Below are 19,092 nucleotides of genomic sequence, written 5' to 3'. Positions count from 1 at the left end.
AGGCTGGACCGATGAATATCGAAGCGCGGGAAAACACCTACCACTATGGCGTCATGCGGCGGGCGATCGGGCTGATCGACGATGGCGGCGAGGATTTGACCCTGGAGCAGCTGGCCGCCCGGATGGATATGAGCCCTGCACATTTCCAGCGTTTGTTTTCAGCTTGGGTTGGTGTGTCCCCCAAACGCTACCAGCAGTACCTGCGGCTTGGTCATGCCAAGGCGCTGCTGCGCGACCGCTTCACAACGCTGGAGGCGTCTCATGCGGTCGGATTGTCCGGTTCAGGCCGGCTTCACGACCTTTTCCTGCGTTGGGAGGCGATGAGCCCAGGCGAATACGCCCGCAATGGAGACGGGCTGCGGATTTTCTGGGGATGGTTTGACAGCCCCTTTGGGCTGGCGCTGGTGATGGGTACAGAGAAGGGCATTTGCGGACTGGCTTTCGCTGCCGAAACCGGGGCCGAACCCGCGATGGCCGATATGCGCGCCCGCTGGCCGCAGGCTGAATACATTGAGGATGCTATGGCCTTGAAGCCGCTAGCAGAGGCTGCCTTTGCCCAGAAAGGCGAGACCGCGCTTCATATGATTGGTGCACCTTTGCAGATCAAGGTTTGGGAAGCACTGCTGCGCATCCCCTCGGGCCATGTCACGACCTATTCTGAGCTGGCCAGCGCAATCGGTTCCCCCAAGGCGGTGCGCGCCGTTGGCACCGCTGTGGGCCGCAATCCGGTGAGCTGGCTGATCCCTTGCCACCGCGCGCTGCGCAAATCCGGTGCGCTGGGCGGCTATCACTGGGGCCTGCCGGTCAAGCGCGCGATGCTGGCCTACGAGGCCGCGCGGGATGAGGAGGCTGCAGCAGGCGGTTTTCAGGCCGCCGGTTAAAAAGCCGCTCCCGAAAACTTGCCACTGGCGGTTTTGCCGCCAATCGTGCCTCATAGCGTTTTCGCGCTTCCTCGCGTTCAATCTCATGAGGGGCAGTCGGTACCCGCTGGCTGTCCCAGCGGTCCAGGCCCAGCGTGATCATCACTATCCAATCGTAGCTCAGCATTGGCTCTCTCCTCTTTCGACTGCCAAAAAAACAAAACTCTGCTGACAGGTTGGTGTCAGTGGGATGTGCTAGAGTGTCAGCAGAGTGTCACTGGAGACCGACTTATGCCTCGTACCGGCCGCCTGTTCGAAATCATCCAGATCCTGCGGTCCGCCTCCGCTCCGGTGCGGGCGGAGGATCTGGCGGAGAAGCTGGAAGTGTCCAAGCGCACCATCTACCGGGACATCGCGGCCCTGCAGGCGATGCGCACGCCGGTGGAGGGCGAAGCAGGTATCGGCTACATGCTGCGCAAGGGCTATGACTTGCCACCGCTCAATTTCGACGAAGAGGAATTGGAGGCCTTGCACGTTGGGCTGGCGATGCTGATGCGCACCGGGGATGGTGCTCTGCAGAAAGCAGCAGAGCGGGTGAGCCACAAGATCAAGGATGTGCATGCCACCGCCGACTGGCTGCAGGTCGCCCCCTGGGGCGCGCCGCTGGATGATCCGGAGCAAGGGTGCGTGTCCAAGGCACTCTTGCGCCAAGCAGTACGGGAAAGCCGCAAGTTGCATCTGACCTATTTCAGCCCGGAAAGTGGCGAAAGCCGCCGCACGCTGCGGCCACTGGCACTGATCTATCACATCGAATGCACTATGCTGGCTGCCTGGTGCGAGCTGCGCGGCGGGTTCCGGCATTTCCGCACCGACCGGATGCTTGCGGCGGACCTGCAGGAGGCGGGTTTTGCTGCGGAGGCTGGTTCCTTGCGTAAACTTTGGATGGAGCAGGAAGGCTGGAACTTCGCTTTTGCGCCCTGAAACCCCTCGGTTCCGCAGGTTTTGCGCGGTAATCCGCCTAAGTTGAGACTCTTTGGCTTGAGAACATGGTCTTGCGCCCCGATATTCCAGCGGACGCCGGGTGTTGCCCGGACCTTAGAAACCAGAAGGCAATTTTGAGATGCAGATGAAACTCACCACGGCTGGTATTGTCGCCGCAACCCTGGCTCTTGGCGCCTGTACCGATCCCGCAACCATCGGTACTCCGGGCAGCAACACGCAAAAAGGGGCGGTTTTAGGCGGTATCATCGGTGCAGGTGTCGGGGCCATCGCAAATGACTCCGATCGTGGCTTGGGTGCCGTGACCGGCGCGCTGGTTGGTGCCACAGCCGGCAGCGTGATCGGCAATCAGCTTGACGCGCAGGAGCGAGAGCTTCGTCAGACACTTGCCAACGATGACATCACAATTGTCAACACCGGTGACCGGCTGATCCTGTCGTTTCCGAATGACCTGACTTTTGCGACTGACAGTGCCGCGGTCTCACCGGTCGTGCAGGGCGATCTGCGCCGGGTTGCCGACAGCCTGGTGCGTTACCCCAACAGCATAGTGCAGGTGATCGGCCATACCGACAGTGATGGTGACGCAGGGTATAACCAGGGCTTGTCCGAGCGCCGCGCCAATGCGGTCGCGGATCAGATTCAGGCCGGAGGGGTTCCTTACAGCCGCCTGCGTATCATCGGCCGCGGCGAGAACCAGCCAGTGGCGTCGAACCTGACACCTGAAGGCAAGGCACAAAACCGCCGTGTGGAAGTGGTGGTGATCCCGCAGGCGGCCTGAGCCTGAAGCCGCCTGGAATGATTGCAGCCCGCTCCATTCTGAAGCGGGCTGTTTTCGTGCCGGCAGGCCCCCGCGTTACGCAACGCTGCACATGGACTGCGCGGCCATGGCTGTTTCATGCTGGTCGAGGCCTCATACATGATGTGGGTGAAATTGACGCAAACAGAAGGATTTCCGCATGCCTGACCCCGTTTTGCTGACAGTCTCCGGCTCGCTGGGCCGGGAAGCCACCAATCGTAAGCTGCTGGCTGAAGCTGCGCGGGTTTTTGGAGCTGCTTCGGTCCTGGAGGCGGATCTGAATTTGCCGCTTTACGATGGTGATGCAGAAGCAGCAGAGGGTATCCCGGCTTCAGTGCAGGTGCTGGCCGATCAGATTGCGGCGGCGGATGCCATTGCGATCTCCACTCCGGAATACAACAAGGGTCCGTCGGGTGTTCTGAAAAACGCGCTGGACTGGGTGAGCCGTACCGAGGGCAATCCATGGGCAGACAAGCCTGTAGCCGTGATGTCGGCGGCGGCAGGTCGAGCAGGAGGCGAGCGCGCGCAGATGATCCTGCGTGGCTTCCTGGTGCCGTTCCAGCCGCGGTTGATTACGGGACCGGAGGTGCATCTTGCAGGCTCCAGCAAGGAATTCGACACGAACGGGCGGCTGACGAGCGAGCACTACGAGGCCACGCTGACCAAGCTGATGCAGAAACTGCGGGCCGACTTGGCGAAGTAAGCGCGGGAAAGCGCAGCCTTCAGGCGGTATGGAGGGCAGGGGCTTTACCTGCCGTGCCATGCGGCTTTCACGCCATGAGTATCCGGGACGTAACAGAAGCTGGCTGGTTACAGATTGTCCTCGACCCGGAAGCCCCGCGGGATGCTGTCCCGGTTCTCAAGCAGCAAGTCCACCATTACGTGAGCCACCTTTGGAGCCATGCCGAAGCCGATCTTGAAGCCGCCATTGGCGATGAAGTGGTCCGGGCGTTCAGGCCAAGAGCCAAGCATCGGGGCCCGGGACTTGGCGCGGGGGCGGACGCCGGCCCAGCGTTCGATTACCTCAGCACCGTGCAGCACCGGCACCGCTGCGCGGGCGCGTTCGATAATGTCGTCCAGATGGCTGTCGGTAGACTTGCCGTCTGCAAATTCCCGCTCGCTGGTGGAGCCGATTGCAAGCGTTCCGTCCGCGTGCGGTATGATGTGCAGGCCGTCGGCGTAGAGCTGCGCCACTTCGCCTTCGTTGAACCGCAGGAGTGCAGCCTGGCCCTTGACGCCACCACCGATGGATTTTCCCAAGGCTTCGTTCAGCTCCAGCAGGCCGGCGTAGCCCTTGGCATGGACCACCTTGCCCTGATCCGGGGCCTCGGCCTGGATTCCGACGCCCATCACAGCAAGTGCGGACACCAGAGCGGCGCAGGCGCGGCGGGGGTGCATACGGGCGCTGAGGGTGTCATGGATGACATAGCCGGTGGTGCTGGGGGGGACCCACGGACCCAAGGAGGCAGCCTCGCAGACGCGCCATTCCGCCTGATCTTTCCACAGTTCGCGGGCCGAAACAGCACGCTGACGGGCCAATTCCAGTGCACGCTCGTCATTGATCGGTTGCACCCGGCCAGTGCGGCCATAGCCGGGGGAGACGCCGCCGGTGGCCTCAACTTCCGCCCAGAAGCCTTGGGCCATCAGAAGGCTTTCCAGCTGGAACTGTTTCTTGGGGTTCCAGTTTTCCGGCACATGGGGAGCGAGGGCGCCAACAAGGCCGCCGCTGGAGCCAGCGCCAGCTCCAAAAGGATCAACCACCTGCACACGCGCGCCGCGGCGCGCGCAGAGCCAGGCGATTGACAGGCCGAAAATACCTGCTCCGCGCACTGTTACATCTGCCATTGCCATTTCGGTATCCTTTCGCCAGTGTCGCGCCGTTCCAGGCACTCACTTAGGGGATTTTAGCATGGCAGACCAGCAGGCCCGGCTCAGCTGGCGCGATGGCACCGTGCCGGTGTCGGATCAGTTTGATGATCCCTATTTCTCAATCTTGGACGGGCTGGCGGAGACAGAGCATGTTTTCCTGGCAGGCAACGGTCTGCCTGCCCGGTTTGCACCCGGTTTCCATATTGCCGAGCTGGGCTTTGGCACCGGTCTCAACATGCTGGCGGCCTGGCGTGCCTGGGAAGCAGCAGGGCAGCAAGGGCCATTGCGCTTCACCAGTTTCGAGGCCTTTCCGATGGCGCCCGCCGATATGGCCAGGGCGCTGGAGGCGTTCCCGGCGGTGGCCCCTTGGGCGGAGCGGTTTCTGGCAAAATGGACGGGTCCGGGCGCTTGCGATCTGGGGAGTTTGCAACTGGAGGTGATCCAGGGCGACGCGCGGGTGTCGCTGCGGGAGTGGACAGGCCAAGCAGATGCCTGGTTTCTGGACGGGTTCTCTCCGGCCAAGAACCCTGAGTTGTGGGAGGAAGCGCTGATGGCAGAGGTTGCGGCACATACAGCGCCCGGCGGGTCAGCGGCGACCTACACGGCGGCAGGCTTTGTCCGCCGCGGGCTGGAAGCGGCAGGATTTGAAGTGACCCGCATCCCCGGTTACGGGCGCAAGCGGCATATGACAAAGGCGGTTCTGAGATGAGCATGGTTCCACAGGGTAAAAGCCTGCCTCAGCCCCGGGTGCAGCAGAACAACGTGCCGCTGGGTATCCTGCTGATGATCGGTGCAACCGTCGTCTTTGCCCTGCAGGATGGTATTTCGCGCCATCTGGCGGGCACCTACAACACCTACATGGTGGTGATGGTGCGCTACTGGTTCTTTGCTGCTTTTGTGGTTTTCCTGGCGGCACGGGCACCGGGAGGGATCAAGGAGGCTGCCCGTACAGATCAGCTGTGGCTGCAGATTTTTCGCGGCGTGCTGCTGGTGGCTGAAATCTGTGTGGCGGTCTATGGCTTTACCGTGCTGGGCCTGATTGAGAGCCAGGCGGTGTTCATCTGCTATCCGCTGCTGGTCGCGGCGCTGAGCGGCCCGGTTCTGGGCGAAAGCGTCGGCTGGCGGCGCTGGGCGGCGATTGGCGTCGGCTTGATCGGGGTGCTGATCATCCTGCAGCCGGGCATGGGCGTGTTCAATCCGGCGGCGGTGATCCCTTTCATCTCTGCGCTGATGTTTGCCGTCTACGGGCTGGTGACGCGCTATGCCGCGCGCAAGGACAGCACCGCCACCAGTTTCTTTTGGACCGGTATTGCGGGCATGGTCTTCATGACCGCCATCGGCATCTGGTTCTGGGAGCCGATGAGCCAGGGCGACTGGTTCTGGATGGCGCTTTTGTGCGTTTCGGGGGTGACCGGCCATTGGCTGCTGATCAAATGCTATGAGATGGCCGAAGCCAGCGCTGTGCAACCCTTTGCTTATTTCCACCTGATCTGGGCGGCCATGTTGGGTATGGCGGTTTTCGGCGAGGTGATCCGCACCAATGTCGCCATCGGCGCGGGCGTCATCATAGCAGCCGGGCTGTTCACCTTATGGCGCGAACGCGTGAAGGGTTGAGCCCATCAGCTCCTTGGAAAACGGTACCGGCAGCGGCGCCTTGCCCAGCCGGGCCCGGTAAACAGGCAGGCTTTCAGTGACCCGCATCACGTAGTTGCGGGTCTCGTTGAACGGAATGTGCTCAATCCAGTCTACGATATCAGGATTTCCGTCCCGAGGATCGCCATAGCGCCCCATCCAAGTAATGGGGCGGTGCGGACCAGCGTTGTAGCCTGCGGCCATCATGACAACATTGCCGCGGAACTTGCCGGCCAGGCCAGCGAGGTAATTGGCGCCCAGCTTAGCGTTGTAATCCCATTCCGCGGTCAGGCGGGATGTCTTGTGGTTTGCCAGTATGCCAAGCTCTGTTGCCACCAGCTTGGCCGTCGCAGGCATCACCTGCATCAGGCCGCGTGCGCCAGCATGGCTGATGACCGCTGGATCAAATTCGCTTTCGCGCCGGGCAATGGCCAGAATCATTTCCTCCGCCATGGGCAGCTTATGCTTGGCGACAGGGTGCAGCGGGTAATAGGCGCCTTCCAGTTCTACCCCGCCGCGGGCTGCACGCTTGGAGATCATCACGGCCAGATGCGGCTGGTCCATATCCACCGCCATCTGCCCCAGCTGCCGGGCCTGTACCGGCGGCAAGGTTTCCACGAGGTGGGTTAGGAAGCGCTCAGCCAGAGCCAGATCACCGGCCTTCAGCAGCATCAGTCCGGCCTCCGTTACAGATGACTGCATGAAAGCGGCCTCGCGCCAGTCAGGCATGGGTGCGGGCTTCACTAGTGCCGGATCAAATGGGCGCCCCAGCTTCTCGGCGGCCAGAAGACCGTAAAAGGATGTTTGATATTCTGCGCCCTTAGCGTAGGCTTCATGCGCCTTGTCTGCCTTTCCCATCGCGGCATAGGCCCGGCCCAGCCAATAACCGCCGCGACCGATCGAGATCGGGGTCTCGACCGAGGCCAGGAAGCGCTGAAAATGCACCGCGGCGAGCTCAGGGTCGCGCAATTTCTGCAGGGCGATGTAGCCGGCCAGCCATTCGCAATCTGAATAGCCGTAACCGTCCTCGGGAGAAGAGAAATGATAGGCCGCGAGCTGGTAGGCGCGCTCATGATCATCATCCCGCATCAGCTGGCGTGACAAGTCACGGCGGCGGCGCAGCCACTTCCCAGGTTCGCCCAATTTTTCGGCGCTGGTGCTGCGGTCCAGCAGCATTTCGATGGCACTGTCTTGCAGGCGTTTTCGGTCGCGCCAGGCAAAACGGTCATAGGCGAGGCCTGCAGCGCCTTGCAGGCGGTCTGGAACCGCTTCGATCTTGGCATCCACACCGGGTGCGCGTTCCTGAAGCGCTATGCGCGCTTCGGCCAGCTGCCGCTCGCCTTTCGGCACCAGAGGCAGCATGCGCTTGGAACTGACCAGATGCTCCTCCCACAAGAGCCTGTTCAGCCGCGCGGTGTGATGCGCCTTCAGGAGTGTTCCGAAGTCTCGCAAAAAAAGGCTCTGGATGGCGCTGCCCATCGCCATAGTACGCCAGGCGATAACGATCTCAGCCTCGCCATCTCCGCGCCGCCCGGCGGCAATCAGCGCCTTGCCCAGGCTCAGTGCGCCTTCGGCAGTTTGCGGGCGTTGCTTGGCGTAATAGGCTAGAACAGTTTCACGCCCGGCGGAAGCAATAGCGTCCTCGTTCTGGCGGCGCAGGTAGTCCAGGCCTGGCCAGTCGGGTCGCCGCTGCAGAAAGGCCATCACATCACCGGCAGATCCCAGCCCGGCCCGCAGCCGGTGCCATTCTATGATGTCCCGGGCCACGCTATCGCGCTTGCCGGCTTCCCGTACGGCCTCGTCCCACTTTTCCGCGCGCATCAGTTCAAGCGCCGCGCCTAAGTTGCGGGCCAGTGCTGGGGGGGCGGGCAGGGCCGCAGCTATCAGCAGAATAAGGGCCAGGATGCGTGTCATCTCTTGCATTTTCCATTGGTCCGGGGATAGAGGCATGAACGTTACTCATTGGCGTGCCGGTATCAACTCAAATCACCGGCATTCCATATCTTGACGGCGGCGGATTGCCGCCTGCACCTGCAACGAAGGGAGCGTGCCCATGTTTAAAGGCTCTATGCCAGCACTCGTCACCCCGTTTTCGAACGGCGAGCTGGATCTGGATGCGCTCAAACGTCTGGTGGAATGGCAGATTGCCGAAGGCTCGACCGGGCTGGTGCCTGTCGGAACTACTGGCGAAAGCCCGACCCTGTCCCACGAGGAGCATGAACTGGTCATCGCCGAGACGGTTAAGGCGGCGGCAGGCCGTGTGCCGGTGATTGCGGGTGCAGGCTCCAACAACACCGTCGAGATGATTCGCTTCGTCGAATTCGCCAAAAAGGTCGGTGCTGATGCGGCGCTGGTCGTGACACCGTATTACAACAAACCAACCCAGCGCGGTATGGTGCAGCACTTCCAGGCCGCCCATGATTGCGCGGATTTGCCGATCATCATCTACAACATTCCCGGCCGCTCGGTTGTGGACATGACGCCTGCGACCATGGGGGAGCTGGCCAAACTGCCACGGATCATCGGGGTGAAGGACGCCACCGGCGATCTGGCCCGCGTCAGCCAGCAGCGTGCGGCTTGCGGCAAAGACTTCGTGCAGCTGTCAGGTGAAGACGCAACCGCGCTGGGCTTCAACGCACATGGCGGCATTGGCTGCATCTCGGTGACCGCAAACGTCGCGCCGAAGCTCTGTGCAGAATTTCAGGCCGCCACGCTGGCAGGCGACTATGCTACGGCGCTGGAGTATCAGGACAAGCTGATGCCGCTGCATGAGGCGATTTTCATCGAGCCCGGACTGGCAGGGGCGAAATACGGTCTTTCCAAGCTTGGCATGTGCAGTGAAGAAGTGCGCTCGCCACTGACCACACTGGAAGACAGCACCAAGGCAGCGATTGATGCAGCGATGCTGCACGCGGGCTTGCTGTAAACTTCTGCCAATAATCAAATTTGTCAGGGCGGCCTCCCTCGGAATGCCGCCCTTTTTGCTTCTTTCTGGTTTGGAACCCTCCGGGGTGGATTGCCGCTATAAGGCAAGAGGTCTGGCGCCTTCAGTTTAGAGCACCGGCCAGATGCCGGGTTTTGTCTGGATTACGGGTCACGTAGATCTGTGTGATTTTGCCATTCGTGATTTCCAGCGATGTCGCTTGCAAGATGCCGTCCTCCGCCTGGTTCAGAACTGCCGGGAGGCCGTTTAGGCGGCAAAAACGCCAGCGTTTCGGAAGCGTGTTGGCGAACTTGCGTGCGATGCCTTCCATCAGCCGCAGCACCTTGTCCCGGCCGTTAATCGGATTGAGGGCAGCCATCGCCTTGCCGCCGCCGTCGGAGATCAGCTGTACATCTTTCGCCAGAAGTTGTGTGAGGGCCTCTGTGTCACCGGTTCTGGACGCGCGAAAGAAAGCCTCGGTTATTTCCCGGCCCTGTTCCGGGTCGGAGGGGCGCTCTGGCCGCAGTTCCCGCACCTTGCGTCTGGCGCGGGCAGTCAACTGGCGGCAAGCCTCGGGAGAACGGTTCAGTGCGGTGGAAATGTCGTCATAAGAGCTGTCGAAAATATCATGCAGCAGGTAAGCAGCGCGTTCCAGCGGCGAAAGGGTTTCCAGTGCCAGCAGCAGTGCAACTGAGACGTCATGGTCCAGCTGTTCGGTTGCATCCTCGGTCAGCAGCGGCTCCGGCAGCCATTCACCAGGGTAGGTTTCGCGCCGGACGCGGGCGGATTTCAGCTGGTCCAGGCACAGCCGGGTGGTGATCCGCATCAGATAGCCAGTGGGGTCCTGCACATTAGCCTTGTCCGCTGCCTGCCAGCGCAGGAACGCATCCTGAAGAATGTCCTCGGTGTCGCTGACCGTGCCCAGCATCCGGTAGGCGGCCGCAAACAATCGCGGCCGCGCAATCAGGAACGCATCGGTTCCTTCGTTCATTCCCTGAGCTGTCACGCGGCGTTTGCCTCCTCAGCGGCAGGATGAGGAGTGCGGAAGCCGATTGCAATGCGGTTCCAGGCGTTAATGGCGCTGATCAGCAGTGTTAGCACCACCTGCTCTCGCGGAGAGAATAGTTTGGTTGCCTCTTCATAATCCGCATCCGGAGCACCGGTTGTTTCCACCCGTGTCAGCGCCTCGCACCATGCCAGCGCAGCACGTTCCCTTTTTGAGTACAGCGAGGATTCGCGCCAGGCATTCAGCAGCTGCATACGGTCTTCCCTTTCACCATGGGCGCGCAAATCGTGGCTGTGCATGTGAATGCAAAAGGCGCAGCCGTTGATTTGCGAGGCCCGCAGCTTCACCAGTTCTACCAGACTGTGTTCCAGGGTGCTGTCCTTGAACAGCTTTTCCTGCTCCAGCATCGGCTGGAACAGTTCGGGGGCAATGGCGAAATAATCTAGGCGTTGGGTCATGGTTCTGTTCCTTTATTTGGTTTCAGGAACAGGACGAGGCAGCCACGGCGTTTGTGACGCCTTCGGTGGAAAATACACTAAAAAACTGGGGCGCCTCAGTGGGCGCCCCGGAGTCAGTCAGCGTTTGCCGTAGTAGAGGCCGACCACATGTTCGGCCTGGGCAAAGAACAGCCAGCGCGAGGTGGCGGCACCGGCCAGATGCGACAGCACCGCAAGAGCGGCAAACACATGTTTAATGGCCACACCCTCAACCGGGGTCAGGATCAGCAGGAGCGGCAGGGCAAAGCCCAGAACAAAGGCGATCATCCGCAGCTTCTGGGCGTGTTTGCGGCCCACCACATGCACGAATTCGCGCAGGAGGTAGTTGGAGCCGGTGTGCGGCGGCTCAAAGGCGCGCACGGCGCCGCGGTCGCCGAGACCGGTTGCGGTGCCGATATTGGTGCCCGAGTTTTCCAGCGCCTTGTCACCCTTGGCCCAGTAGGCGAGTTGAACGGCACCGGCGATGACCAGCAGCCAGGGCGCCAGGCTCTCGGCACCCGCCAGCAGCGCGCCGCCGGCCAGGCTGAAAGAGAGGAACATCACGGGTGTCAGCTCCATGTTCCAGCGCGGGATGGTCTTTAGCTGAGTGTAGATCATCGAGGTGGTAAAGACGGTGGCGAGGCTGAGTGCGGCACCGATCCAGCCCAGCAGGGTCCACTGGCTGTCCATGAACACTGCGCCAAGCGCATAAAGCCCCATGACGATCAGGGCGCCCACGGCGCAGACGCCCTCGCGGCTGAGCCAGCTGGATTTCCACTGGGTGAGGGCGCGCCAGGCGCGTTCCGGGTGGCCCAGGTGGAAGGTGGAGGCCAGAAGGCCGCCGCAGGCCAGGCCAAACGCGATGGCGTAGAACACGAAAGCCACTGTGCCGGTCACAGCCGGCTGGCCAAGACCGAGGAAGAACAGCAGGCCAAAGCCCAGACCCGACAGGGTGGTAAAGATGATAACTGAGGGTGCGGGATGCATCAGTTCGCTCCTCCCGGAAGTTTGTCGAGGGCCTTGTCCAGCCAGCCCATGAAGCCTTGCGGCTCCTCAGCGACGGGTGCCAGCAGTGGGGCGAGGATATCGATCTGATCCTCGATCTGGTCTTTGGGACGAGGCGGCAGATACTTGTTCACCGGTTTGGTGCCCATCTCGGGCATCAGATCCATGCCGCCGCGCTCTGCCACCAGTTTGGAGACATCGCTTTCCGGGTCGCCAAGATCGCCGAAATGGCGGGCACCCGCCGGGCAGGTCCGCACGCAGGAGGGGATGCGGTCCACCTCCGGCAGGTTCTCGTTATAGATCCGGTCAACGCAGAGGGTGCATTTCTTCATTACCCCTTCGGCCAGATCCAGTTCCCGTGCGCCATAGGGGCAGGACCAGGCGCAGAGACCGCAGCCGATGCAGTGGTCTTCGTTGACCAGCACAATGCCGTCCTCGGCGCGCTTGTAGCTGGCGCCGGTGGGGCAGACTGTGACGCAGGGCGCGTCCTCGCAATGCAGGCAGGATTTGGGGAAATGGATCAGCTGTGCAGCCGGGTTAGGCTGGCTGCTGCAGGGGGAGGGTTGCACTTCGTAGGAATGCACCCGGTTCAGAAAGGTGCCTGACGGGTCGCCGCCATAGGGGTTCTGATCCGACAAGGGGGCGCCGTAGTTTTCGGTGTTCCAGCCTTTGCACGAGATCACGCAGGCATGACATCCAACGCAGGTGTCCAGGTCGATGACCAGGCCCATCTTGCGGTCTGTGGAGTTGGGGAGCTCGGTCATTTGCCTACTTTCCACTTCAGTTCTTTCGGGCCGGTGCCGACCGGGGATTCCTGCGCCGGGAAGGCCGGCTGGCATTCCTGCATGTCCATCGGTGCAGCGGCCTTTTCGATTTTGACTTTCAGGTCGAACCAGGCCGCTTGGCCGGTGATCGGGTCCGAGTTGGCCCACCGCATGCCGTCGCCCTTGGCAGGCAGCAGCTCATGGATCAGGTGGTTGAGCAGGAAGCCCTTGGTAGCTTCCGGTGCATCTTCCTCCAGCGCCCAGGCACCCTTGCGCTTGCCGATGGCGTTCCAGGTCCAGACGGTGTTGTCGTTGAGCGCAGCCATCTCCATCACCGGCACGGTGATTTCGCCGTGCGGCGAGGTGACCTTGGCCCAGTCGCCGTCCTGCAGATTGTTTTCGCGCATCAATTTGGTGGGCACATAGAGCGGGTTGCGGCCGTGCAGCTGGCGCAGCCAGGCATTCTGGGTGCCCCAGGAGTGATACATTGCCATCGGACGCTGGGTCAGCGCGTTGACAGTGAAGCCCTCGTTGCCTTGCTGGTCAGTCTCATACCAGATCGGCAGCGGGTCCATCACGTCTTTCACCCGCTGGCGCAGATGCTCGGGCGGCTGGCGCTCGCCATGGCCTTCGGCGGCCAACTGGAACTTGCGCATCGGCTCCACATAAAGCTGGAACAGATAGGGCTGCGGGCTGTCGTAGATGCCCATGTCCACGGCCCAGTCCTGATAGGCGGTGTTCCAGGGTTTGTAATAATCCGCTCCTTCGGGGATGTGGGCCACATGGAAGCCGCCGTTCTCAATGTACTTGTTCAGCTGCTCCGGGTTCACTTCACCGCGCCCGGTTTTGCTGCCGTCTTCACCGCGGAAACCGGACAGCGGGCCGATGCCCGGCTTGCGCTCGTGGTTGACGATATAGTCGGCGTAGTCTTTCCACTTGGCGGTGCGGTCCTCGTTGGTGAAGCCCGGCAGTTTCATCCGGTTGGCCAGCTGGATCAGAACCGTCTGGAAACCGCGCACATCGCGGTCCGGTTCGATTACGGGCCAGCGGATCGCATCCGCCGCCGCATCCGCCTCGCAGATCGGGCGGTCCAGCAGTGAGATACAGTCGTGGCGCTCCAGATAGGTGGTGTCGGGCAGGATCAGGTCGGCAAAGGCTACCATTTCGGAGCTATAGGCGTCCGAGTAGATGATATGCGGGATCTTGTAGTCGCCGTTCTCATCCTTGTCGGTCAGCATCTCCATCACACCCTTGGTGTTCATGGAAGAGTTCCACGACATGTTGGCCATATACATGAACAGCGTGTCGATCTTGTAGGGATCACCCGCATGTGCATTGGAAATCACCATGTGCATGAGTCCATGGGCCGACATCGGGTTTTCCCAGGTGAAGGCTTTGTCGATCCGGGCGGGGCTGCCGTCTTCTTTCAGCGCCAGATGCTCGGGTCCGCGCACAAAACCCAGATGCGGGCCGTCCAGCGGGGTGTCGGGCGTGGATTTACTGTGCGGGGTCGGGTGCGCCTCGACCGGCTTGGGGTAGGGGGGCTTGAAGCGGAAGCCACCTGGGACCTCAACGGTGCCTAGGAGGATCTGCAGCACATGCAGCGCACGGCAGGTCTGAAAGCCGTTAGCGTGGGCCGAGACACCGCGCATCGAGTGCATGGCGACCGGGCGGCCGATCATCTTGGAGTGTTTCTCACCGCGGAAGTCGGTCCATTCGTGATCAAGCTCAAACGCCTCGTCAAAGGCGACGCGGGCCAGCTCACCCGCGATGGCGTGAATGCGCTTGGCCGGGATGCCGCATTTGTCAGCGACGGCTTCGGGGGCGTATTCATCCGCCAGATAACGCTCGGCCATCTGGTGGAAGACCGGACGGTGGGTGACGCCGTCCTTTTCGTATACCGCCGACAGGTCCGGGCGCACGCCGGGCTGGTCGAACGGGGTCAGCTTGCCGGTGTTGCGGTCAATGACCAGCATCTTGCCGTCTGCATCACGCATCAGCAGGCCCTTTTCAGGCCCTTCCGCGGCGTTCACCAGAACCGGCGCATTGGTGTAGCGGCTGAGGTAGTCGAGGTCGATCTTGCCGGCCTTCATCAGCACGTGGATCATCGACAGGATGAACAGACCGTCGGTGCCGGGGGTGATGCCGACCCAATCGTCCGCAACTGCGTTATAGCCGGAACGGATCGGGTTCACGCCGATCACCCGTGCGCCGCGCTTCTTGATCTTGCCGATACCCATCTTGATCGGGTTGGAATCGTGGTCCTCGGCAACGCCGAACAGCAGGAACAGTTTGGTGTGCTCCCAATCAGGCTGGCCGAATTCCCAGAAGGCGCCACCCATGGTGTAAATACCCGCTGTCGCCATATTGACCGAACAGAAGCCGCCGTGCGCAGCGTAATTTGGCGTGCCATAGCTTTGCGCCCAGAAGCTGGTGAAGCTTTGCGACTGGTCGCGGCCGGTGAAAAACGCCAGCTTTTCCGGCGCCTCGTGGCGGACAGGCTCCAGCCAGCCCACCGCAATCGCCAGCGCCTCGTCCCAGGTGATTTCCTTGAACTGGCCTGATCCGCGCGGCCCGGTGCGCAGCATCGGCGCCTTCAGGCGGGACGGCGCATTGACCTGCATGATCCCGGCGGAGCCTTTGGCGCAAAGCACACCCTTGTTCACAGGGTGGTCGCGGTTCCCTTCGATATAGGCAACTTTGCCGTCCTTCATGTGCACATTGATGCCGCAGCGGCAGGCGCACATGTAGCAGGTGGTCTTCCGGATCTCGTCCGAAACCTTGGGCGAGGTGTTCAGGATTGGCTGCTGGTGGGTCATTGGCGGGTCCTGTTGGGAGTTTCGGGCGACCGTATGACGGATTGCCTCAATTTGGGAATAGTGTTCTGCACTGGTTCAATGTTTTGGAACATATGTTCAACTTTCCGGACGCTTGGCGCTTGCGGCCTGCAGGATCGTGACAGCGATGATCTGGGTCACGTCCTCGGCGCTGCAGCCGCGCGACAGGTCGTTGGCAGGTTTGGCAAGTCCCTGCAGGACCGGGCCGATGGCGGAGTAGCCGCCCAGCCGCTGGGTGATCTTGTAGCTGATGTTGCCGGCGTCCAGGTTCGGGAAGATCATGACGTTGGCCTGGCCTGCAACGGCAGAACCCGGCGATTTGCGCTCCCCGACCGAGGGGACAAAGGCCGCGTCAAACTGCAGCTCGCCATCGGCGGGCAGTTCCGGATGCTCTTCCTGGAACAGGCTCAGGGCTTCAGTCACCTTGTCCACAGCCGGGTGCTTGGCGCTGCCTTTGGTCGAAAAGCTGAGGAAGGCCAGTTTCGGATCCACCCGCAACAGAGCGCTGGCTGATTGGGCCGAAGCTGCGGCGATGGAAACCATTTCGGCGGGCTTGGGGTCAATCACCAGTCCACAGTCCGAGTACAGCATCGCGCGGGCACCTTCGGGCGCGTCTGCCGGCGGGTACATCAGGAAGAAGGAGGAGACCATGCCGGCATCCGGCGCCATGCCGATCACCTGGATGGCGCTGCGCACCACATCGCCGGTGGTGTGCACAGCACCGCCGACGGTGCCGTTTGCATGGCCAAGTCGGACCAGCATGGCGGCATAAACCAGCGGCGTTTCAGCCGCAGCACGGGCCTTGGCCTCATCTACGCCCTTGTGTTTGCGCAGTTCATAATACTCGGCAGCAAAGCTTGCAGTCAGATCCGAGGTGGCCGGATCGTGGATTGTCACACCTTCACCAGCCTTGGAACCTTCGGCTTCCAGGGCAGCCTCAACCTCGACCCGCGGGCCGACCAGAATTACGTCGGCGATACCGGCCTGATGTGCGGCCAGAGCGCCTGCAACCACACGGGGGTCGGTGCCCTCGCTCAGCGCAACAACGGGGCGGGTCGCCGGGGCTTCGGCCTTCAGCAATTCGAGCGGGGACAAGGTTTGGGTCACGGGCATGCGTCCTGTAACAGTGGTTTCGGGGCAGGGCGCGGCAGTCAGAATGCCAGCCGTGCGATATTGATCAGCGACAGTGCGGTCAGCATCAGCACCACCGCGTGGCGGAACAGCGATTGCGAGACCGCTTTGAAACTGTGAGACCCGGCCAAGATGCCGAGGCCCAGAATGGGAAAGGCCAGCAGGATGCCGGTCAGGGTTTCTGGCCCGACCAGCCCGTTTGCGGCCATAACCGGCAGCGCCATCATGTCGATGCCGGTCAGGAAAACGATCATCGTCGCGCGGAACACCGCAGGCGGAACTGGCTGGGCGGTCAGAAAGGCCGCCACCGGCAGCCCGCCGACGCCGGCGCTGTTGGCGATGCCAGCAATGGCACCTACGCCCACATTTCCATTGCGTCCAACAGGGCGCTCCAGTTGCCAGCCGCTCAGCAAAACCAGGCTTAGAACCAGGATCAGGCTCGAGATCGCCAGCCGGGCCTCCTGTTCACCCAACCGCGCCATGATGGCGATGGCTGGAACGGTTGCGATGGCAGCCCCGGCCAGCAGAGCAAAGGCCCGGTGCCAGTCGATATACGGGCGGATGTCGCGGGCCTGAAAGGCGGTCATGGCGATTTCGCAGGAAAACACCACGGGGATCAGCGGCAGGGGATTGGTGGTGAGGGCCGCCAAAATGATGAAGATCGCGGAAAATCCGAAGCCGGAAAAGCCCCGGATAACGGCCGCCGCGAATAACGCGGCGGCCAGAAATGCCCCCTGGCCGGTGGACAGGTCAAAGGGCAGATCCATTTTCTCAGACTTTCTGCGGACGCATGTCGTCCTTGCTGATGCCTGCAACCTGAACCGGCTTCTTCATCGCGTCGCGGCGGAAGGGCTCGCCCAGTTCCTGATTGATCATCGCTTCGATCAGGGTGGTGATGCCTCTCTTCTGGTCTTCGCAGGCCTGGCGCAGGGCGTCGGTCAGCTCTTCCTGAGTGCGGGCAACCACACCTTTCAGGCCGCAAGCATTGGCGATACCGGCATAAGACACCTGGGTGTCCAGCTCGGTGCCGACAAAGTTGTCGTCGAACCACAGGGTGGAGTTACGCTTTTCCGCGCCCCACTGGTAGTTGCGGAAGACAACCTGGGTCACGGCGGGCCATTCCTCGCGGCCGATTGCGGTCAGCTCGGTCACAGCGATGCCGAAGGCGCCGTCGCCGGAGAAGCCGACAACCGGAACGTCCGGGCAGCCGATCTTCGCACCGACAACCGCCGGCAGGCCGTAGCCGCAGGGGCCGAACAGGCCGGGAGCCAGGTACTTGCGGCCTTCCTCGAAGGACGGGTAGGCGTTGCCGATGGCGCAGTTGTTGCCGATGTCGGAGGAGATGATCGCATCCTTCGGCAGGCCGGCCTGGATCGCACGCCATGCGCGGCGCGGCGACAGCCAGTCAGGCTTGGCAGCGCGGGCACGCTCGTTCCAGGTGGTGCCGGGATCGTCCTGCTCGCTGTCCATCGAGGACAGTTCCTGTGCCCAGGAGGATTTGGTGTGCGCGATCAGCGCCTTGCGCTCTTCACGGCCCTCGTCGCCTGCGGTGCCGGACAGTTTGCCCAGGATGGTGTCTGCAACCTGCTTGGCGTCGCCGACGATGCCGACGGTGACTTTCTTGGTCAGGCCGATGCGGTCCGGGTTGATGTCAACCTGGATGATTTTCGCGTCGGTCGGCCAGTAGTCGATGCCATAGCCGGGCAGGGTCGAGAACGGGTTCAGGCGTGTGCCCAGGGCAAGGACGACGTCGGCCTTGGAGATCAGTTCCATGCCGGCCTTGGAGCCGTTGTAGCCCAGCGGGCCAGCAAACAGCGGGTGCGAGCCGGGGAAGGCGTCGTTGTGCTGGTAACCAACGCAGACCGGGGCGTCCAGGCGCTCGGCCAGGGCCATCGAGGACGGGATCGCGCCGCCGATGACAACGCCGGCACCGTTCAGGATGACCGGGAATTTCGCGTTCGACAGCAGTTCGGCGGCTTCGTTGACTGCGTCTGTGCCGCCTGCGGGGCGTTCAAAGTCGACAACTGCCGGCAGATCGATGTCGACAACCTGGGTGAAGTAGTCGCGCGGCACGTTGATCTGGGCCGGAGCGGAGTTGCGCTTGGCCTGCATGATCACGCGGTTAAGGACTTCAGCCATACGGGACGGGTCACGCACTTCTTCCTGGTAGCAGACGCAGTCGGCGAACATGCGCATTTGTTCCATTTCCTGGAAACCGCCCTGACCCATGGTCTTGTTTGCTGCCTGCGGGGTAACCAGCAGCAGCGGGGTGTGGTTCCAGTAAGCTGTTTTTACCGCGGTCACGAAGTTGGTAATGCCGGGGCCGTTCTGGGCGATCATCATCGACATTTTGCCGGTGGCACGGGTGTAGCCGTCTGCCATCATGCCGCCGGAGCCTTCGTGTGCGCAATCCCAGAAGGTGATGCCCGCCGGCTCAAAGATGTCGGAGATCGGCATCATGGCCGAGCCGATAATACCAAAGGCATGCTCGATGCCGTGCATCTGAAGCACTTTGACGAAGGCTTCTTCGGTGGTCATTTTCATGGGTCTTGCTCCTGAGTGAGACGCATAATCCGCCCGGGCCAAAGTGCCGGGAGTTGACTCTGGTTTAGGGGGCGCTGGGGTGTCCGGTTAGGGCCAGTTGGAATGCTGGAGTAGGTCCAAAATTGGACTTATGAAAATAGCTAAGCAGGATTTTCACATAAGGTTCAGCCGTTCACGCCTATTCGGCGTTCGAAATTATTCGTATCGCCTGATGATACTATTCGTATCATTTTTGATTTTTAGGCGAGCG

General features: G+C 61.8%; 17 protein-coding genes. 7 read left to right on the top strand and 10 right to left on the bottom strand.

The window, feature by feature from the left end:
- The first annotated feature begins 11 nt into the window (after positions 1-11).
- The 4 genes from N6L27_RS11430 to N6L27_RS11415 all read left to right on the top strand — a co-directional run bounded on the left by N6L27_RS11430 (position 12) and on the right by N6L27_RS11415 (position 3,358).
- Positions 12-881, top strand: a complete 870-nt coding sequence (locus N6L27_RS11430) for a bifunctional helix-turn-helix domain-containing protein/methylated-DNA--[protein]-cysteine S-methyltransferase (protein WP_271907378.1) — start codon at positions 12-14, stop codon at positions 879-881.
- A 270-nt stretch (positions 882-1,151) separates the two neighbouring features.
- Entirely contained in the window at positions 1,152-1,841 is a 690-nt protein-coding gene (locus tag N6L27_RS11425) for a helix-turn-helix transcriptional regulator (RefSeq protein WP_271907377.1), read from the top strand.
- 139 nt (positions 1,842-1,980) lie between these two features.
- Positions 1,981-2,637: an OmpA family protein gene (locus N6L27_RS11420; RefSeq protein WP_271907376.1), complete on the top strand. Its 657-nt coding sequence runs from the start codon at positions 1,981-1,983 to the stop codon at positions 2,635-2,637.
- Between the two features lie 178 nt (positions 2,638-2,815).
- A complete protein-coding gene (locus tag N6L27_RS11415) occupies positions 2,816-3,358 on the top strand; it encodes an NADPH-dependent FMN reductase (protein ID WP_271907375.1) in 543 nt (180 codons plus the stop codon).
- 107 nt (positions 3,359-3,465) lie between these two features.
- On the opposite strand, the gene N6L27_RS11410 is transcribed toward N6L27_RS11415, so the two are convergent.
- Positions 3,466-4,506 (bottom strand): NAD(P)/FAD-dependent oxidoreductase, encoded by a 1,041-nt coding sequence (locus N6L27_RS11410; protein ID WP_271907374.1) that lies wholly within the window; start codon positions 4,504-4,506, stop codon positions 3,466-3,468.
- Positions 4,507-4,564: 58 nt separating this feature from the next.
- Here N6L27_RS11410 and mnmD point away from each other — a divergent pair, with 58 nt between their 5' ends.
- Together mnmD and N6L27_RS11400 are read left to right on the top strand one after the other, a co-directional pair.
- On the top strand, positions 4,565-5,233 hold the full coding sequence (gene mnmD / locus N6L27_RS11405; RefSeq protein WP_271907373.1) for a tRNA (5-methylaminomethyl-2-thiouridine)(34)-methyltransferase MnmD: 669 nt from the start codon (positions 4,565-4,567) through the stop codon (positions 5,231-5,233).
- Entirely contained in the window at positions 5,230-6,138 is a 909-nt protein-coding gene (locus N6L27_RS11400) for a DMT family transporter (RefSeq protein ID WP_271907372.1), read from the top strand. Before mnmD ends, N6L27_RS11400 begins: the two co-directional genes overlap by 4 nt.
- Here the strand turns inward: N6L27_RS11400 and N6L27_RS11395 are convergent.
- Positions 6,112-8,070, bottom strand: coding sequence for a transglycosylase SLT domain-containing protein (locus N6L27_RS11395; RefSeq protein ID WP_271907371.1), 1,959 nt, complete (start codon positions 8,068-8,070; stop codon positions 6,112-6,114). The two genes, N6L27_RS11400 and N6L27_RS11395, sit on opposite strands and share 27 nt — an antisense overlap.
- Before the next feature lie 139 nt (positions 8,071-8,209).
- Here N6L27_RS11395 and dapA point away from each other — a divergent pair, with 139 nt between their 5' ends.
- Positions 8,210-9,082, top strand: a complete 873-nt coding sequence (dapA, locus tag N6L27_RS11390) for a 4-hydroxy-tetrahydrodipicolinate synthase (protein WP_271907369.1) — start codon at positions 8,210-8,212, stop codon at positions 9,080-9,082.
- 121 nt (positions 9,083-9,203) lie between these two features.
- On the opposite strand, the gene N6L27_RS11385 is transcribed toward dapA, so the two are convergent.
- From N6L27_RS11385 to xsc, 8 genes are all read right to left on the bottom strand, one after another.
- Positions 9,204-10,085, bottom strand: a complete 882-nt coding sequence (locus N6L27_RS11385) for a sigma-70 family RNA polymerase sigma factor (RefSeq protein ID WP_271907368.1) — start codon at positions 10,083-10,085, stop codon at positions 9,204-9,206.
- Positions 10,082-10,543 (bottom strand): carboxymuconolactone decarboxylase family protein, encoded by a 462-nt coding sequence (locus N6L27_RS11380; protein ID WP_271907367.1) that lies wholly within the window; start codon positions 10,541-10,543, stop codon positions 10,082-10,084. Before N6L27_RS11380 ends, N6L27_RS11385 begins: the two co-directional genes overlap by 4 nt.
- Before the next feature lie 117 nt (positions 10,544-10,660).
- The gene (locus N6L27_RS11375; RefSeq protein WP_271907366.1) at positions 10,661-11,548 is read right to left on the bottom strand and encodes a dimethyl sulfoxide reductase anchor subunit family protein; all 888 of its coding nucleotides are present in this window, start codon (positions 11,546-11,548) and stop codon (positions 10,661-10,663) included.
- Positions 11,548-12,330: a 4Fe-4S dicluster domain-containing protein gene (locus N6L27_RS11370; protein ID WP_271907365.1), complete on the bottom strand. Its 783-nt coding sequence runs from the start codon at positions 12,328-12,330 to the stop codon at positions 11,548-11,550. The genes N6L27_RS11375 and N6L27_RS11370 overlap by 1 nt, the downstream gene beginning before the upstream one ends.
- The gene (locus N6L27_RS11365; RefSeq protein WP_271907364.1) at positions 12,327-15,149 is read right to left on the bottom strand and encodes a molybdopterin oxidoreductase family protein; all 2,823 of its coding nucleotides are present in this window, start codon (positions 15,147-15,149) and stop codon (positions 12,327-12,329) included. The genes N6L27_RS11370 and N6L27_RS11365 overlap by 4 nt, the downstream gene beginning before the upstream one ends.
- Before the next feature lie 96 nt (positions 15,150-15,245).
- A complete protein-coding gene (pta, locus tag N6L27_RS11360; RefSeq protein WP_442915762.1) occupies positions 15,246-16,280 on the bottom strand; it encodes a phosphate acetyltransferase in 1,035 nt (344 codons plus the stop codon).
- Positions 16,281-16,318: 38 nt separating this feature from the next.
- Complete coding sequence (locus N6L27_RS11355; protein WP_271907362.1) at positions 16,319-17,065, bottom strand: TSUP family transporter; 747 nt, start codon at positions 17,063-17,065, stop codon at positions 16,319-16,321.
- A gap of 4 nt (positions 17,066-17,069) precedes the next feature.
- Positions 17,070-18,842 (bottom strand): sulfoacetaldehyde acetyltransferase, encoded by a 1,773-nt coding sequence (xsc, locus tag N6L27_RS11350; protein ID WP_271907361.1) that lies wholly within the window; start codon positions 18,840-18,842, stop codon positions 17,070-17,072.
- Between the last annotated feature and the right edge of the window lie 250 nt (positions 18,843-19,092).

Origin of the sequence: Leisingera sp. SS27 (assembly GCF_028368855.1) — a bacterium.
Classification (GTDB): Bacteria; Pseudomonadota; Alphaproteobacteria; order Rhodobacterales; family Rhodobacteraceae; genus Leisingera.
The sequence above is the reverse complement of the archived record's forward strand: the minus strand, read 5'-3'. Positions and strand labels throughout refer to the sequence as shown.

Excerpts from the sequence above, each read along its gene's own strand:
- N6L27_RS11430 (WP_271907378.1), top strand. The coding sequence starts at position 12 with ATGAATATCGAAGCGCGGGAAAACACCTACCACTATGGCGTCATGCGG.
- N6L27_RS11425 (WP_271907377.1), top strand. The coding sequence starts at position 1,152 with ATGCCTCGTACCGGCCGCCTGTTCGAAATCATCCAGATCCTGCGGTCC.
- N6L27_RS11420 (WP_271907376.1), top strand. The coding sequence starts at position 1,981 with ATGCAGATGAAACTCACCACGGCTGGTATTGTCGCCGCAACCCTGGCT.
- N6L27_RS11415 (WP_271907375.1), top strand. The coding sequence starts at position 2,816 with ATGCCTGACCCCGTTTTGCTGACAGTCTCCGGCTCGCTGGGCCGGGAA.
- N6L27_RS11410 (WP_271907374.1), bottom strand. The coding sequence starts at position 4,506 with ATGGCAATGGCAGATGTAACAGTGCGCGGAGCAGGTATTTTCGGCCTG.
- mnmD (WP_271907373.1), top strand. The coding sequence starts at position 4,565 with ATGGCAGACCAGCAGGCCCGGCTCAGCTGGCGCGATGGCACCGTGCCG.
- N6L27_RS11400 (WP_271907372.1), top strand. The coding sequence starts at position 5,230 with ATGAGCATGGTTCCACAGGGTAAAAGCCTGCCTCAGCCCCGGGTGCAG.
- N6L27_RS11395 (WP_271907371.1), bottom strand. The coding sequence starts at position 8,070 with ATGACACGCATCCTGGCCCTTATTCTGCTGATAGCTGCGGCCCTGCCC.
- dapA (WP_271907369.1), top strand. The coding sequence starts at position 8,210 with ATGTTTAAAGGCTCTATGCCAGCACTCGTCACCCCGTTTTCGAACGGC.
- N6L27_RS11380 (WP_271907367.1), bottom strand. The coding sequence starts at position 10,543 with ATGACCCAACGCCTAGATTATTTCGCCATTGCCCCCGAACTGTTCCAG.
- N6L27_RS11375 (WP_271907366.1), bottom strand. The coding sequence starts at position 11,548 with ATGCATCCCGCACCCTCAGTTATCATCTTTACCACCCTGTCGGGTCTG.
- N6L27_RS11370 (WP_271907365.1), bottom strand. The coding sequence starts at position 12,330 with ATGACCGAGCTCCCCAACTCCACAGACCGCAAGATGGGCCTGGTCATC.
- N6L27_RS11365 (WP_271907364.1), bottom strand. The coding sequence starts at position 15,149 with ATGACCCACCAGCAGCCAATCCTGAACACCTCGCCCAAGGTTTCGGAC.
- pta (WP_442915762.1), bottom strand. The coding sequence starts at position 16,280 with ATGCCCGTGACCCAAACCTTGTCCCCGCTCGAATTGCTGAAGGCCGAA.
- N6L27_RS11355 (WP_271907362.1), bottom strand. The coding sequence starts at position 17,065 with ATGGATCTGCCCTTTGACCTGTCCACCGGCCAGGGGGCATTTCTGGCC.
- xsc (WP_271907361.1), bottom strand. The coding sequence starts at position 18,842 with ATGAAAATGACCACCGAAGAAGCCTTCGTCAAAGTGCTTCAGATGCAC.